Origin of the sequence: Streptomyces actinomycinicus, from assembly GCF_016741775.1 — a bacterium.
Taxonomy (GTDB): Bacteria; Actinomycetota; Actinomycetes; order Streptomycetales; family Streptomycetaceae; genus Streptomyces; species Streptomyces actinomycinicus.
On sequence record NZ_JAERRK010000065.1, the window covers coordinates 1 to 1131 of the forward strand.

Annotated in this window: 2 protein-coding genes and 1 riboswitch; both genes read left to right on the top strand. The window is 69.8% G+C overall.

The window, feature by feature from the left end:
- The first annotated feature begins 93 nt into the window (after positions 1–93).
- Positions 94–234, top strand: a riboswitch (cobalamin riboswitch).
- A 36-nt stretch (positions 235–270) separates the two neighbouring features.
- Positions 271–492 (top strand): CbtB domain-containing protein, encoded by a 222-nt coding sequence (locus JK359_RS38490; protein ID WP_201844382.1) that lies wholly within the window; start codon positions 271–273, stop codon positions 490–492.
- A gap of 21 nt (positions 493–513) precedes the next feature.
- Positions 514–1131, top strand: a 618-nt coding sequence (locus tag JK359_RS38495) for a CbtA family protein (protein ID WP_201844384.1), incomplete at its 3' end; no start/stop codon positions are given.

The window sequence follows — 1131 nt, forward strand, 5'->3', positions numbered from 1 at the left end:
GAGTTCCGCCACCTGTGAACCACGAAGCCCGTGGCGTCTCTCCTGGTGGGAGAGGAAGATCACGCGGGTGGGGTGCGGTCTTGGCCGGGCCGGTGGTGGCGCGGTACGGTCGGTCCGATATCGACGACGGCGAGACGGAAGCCGGTGGGAACCCGGCACGGTCGCGCCACTGTGTGCGTGACGCCTCTCGGGGTGTCGCGCGAGTCAGACCCGTGGCCGTCGTCCTGTGCACCACCGAGATGGGACGCGAACTCCCGAGGAGGTTCTGCCATGGCGCAGACCGTCGCCCAGCCGACAGCCGACACCCCTGCCGTTCCCGCCGCGCTGCCGTTGCGGGCGATAGCTCCCTGGGCGGTGTTCTTCGGCGTCCTGATGCTGGTCCTGCTGTACTTCGTCGGCGCCGAGCAGGGCGCCACCTCCGTGTTCAACGGCACGGACGTCCACGAGTGGCTGCACGACGGCCGGCACCTGCTCGGCTTCCCCTGCCACTGACGCGAGGGACGCCGCACGCTCATGAATTCCGCAATGGTGAGAAACCTGCTCGTGCGGGGCATGCTCGCCGGCCTGGCGGCCGGTGTGCTCGCCCTGGTCGTGGCGTACGTCCTCGGTGAGCCGAGCATCGACAAGGCGATCGGCTTCGAGGAGGCCCATTCCCACGGGCACGAGCACGGGCAGGAGGTGGAGGTCGTCTCGCGTTCCCTGCAGTCCACGGCCGGTCTCGCCACCGGTGTCCTGGTCTACGGGGTCGCTTTCGGGGGTGTCGCGGCGCTGGCGTTCTGCTTCGCGCTGGGCCGGGTGGGCCGTTTCGGTCCGCGGGCCACGGCGCTGCTGCTGTCGGGCTGTGCGCTGCTGGCCGTGTATGTGGTGCCGTTCCTGAAGTATCCGGCCAATCCGCCGTCGGTGGGCGACCCGGACACCATCGGGAAGCGGACGGCCCTGTATTTCCTGATGATGCTGCTCAGTGTGCTGCTGGCGGTGGCCGCGACCCTGCTGGGCAAGCGTCTGGCGCCGGGCCTGGGCAACTGGTGGGCGTCGGTGGCCGCGGTGACGGCGTTCGTCGTCGTGATCGGGCTGGCCTACCAGTTCCTGCCCGTGGTCGACGAGGTGCCGGAGCACTTCCCGGCCTCCCTG